This is a genomic window from Streptomyces sp. SID13726 (genome assembly GCF_010548375.1).
GTDB lineage: Bacteria > Actinomycetota > Actinomycetes > Streptomycetales > Streptomycetaceae > Streptomyces.
Genome location: NZ_JAAGLY010000784.1, coordinates 1 through 395, shown reverse-complemented (window position 1 = coordinate 395; position 395 = coordinate 1). Strand labels below are relative to the sequence as shown.

Annotated in this window: 1 protein-coding gene; it reads left to right on the top strand. The window is 72.4% G+C overall.

The features are described 5' to 3' along the window. Positions 1-395: DEAD/DEAH box helicase (locus tag G3I78_RS50290; protein ID WP_164437367.1), on the top strand; the 395-nt coding region annotated here is incomplete at both ends.

Genomic DNA, 395 nt, shown 5'->3' with positions numbered 1-395 from the left:
GATCCAGACCGCCACGCTGCCCGACTCGCTGAAGAGCCGTGACGTCCTCGGCCGCGGCCGCACGGGCTCCGGCAAGACGCTCGCGTTCTCGCTGCCGACCGTCTCGCGCCTGTCGTGGGCCAAGTCGTCGCGCCAGCCGCGTCGCCCCCGCGCGCTCGTGCTGTGCCCGACGCGCGAGCTCGCCAACCAGATCAACGCCACGATGGAGCCGGTCGCCAAGGCGCTCGGCCTCGTGACGACGACGATCTTCGGCGGCGTCGCGCAGTCGCGCCAGGTCGCCGCGCTCGACAAGGGCGTGGACATCGTCATCGCGTGCCCTGGCCGCCTCGAGGACCTCCTCAACCAGCGCCTGCTCACGCTCGACGCCATCGAGATCGCCGTCCTCGACGAGGCCG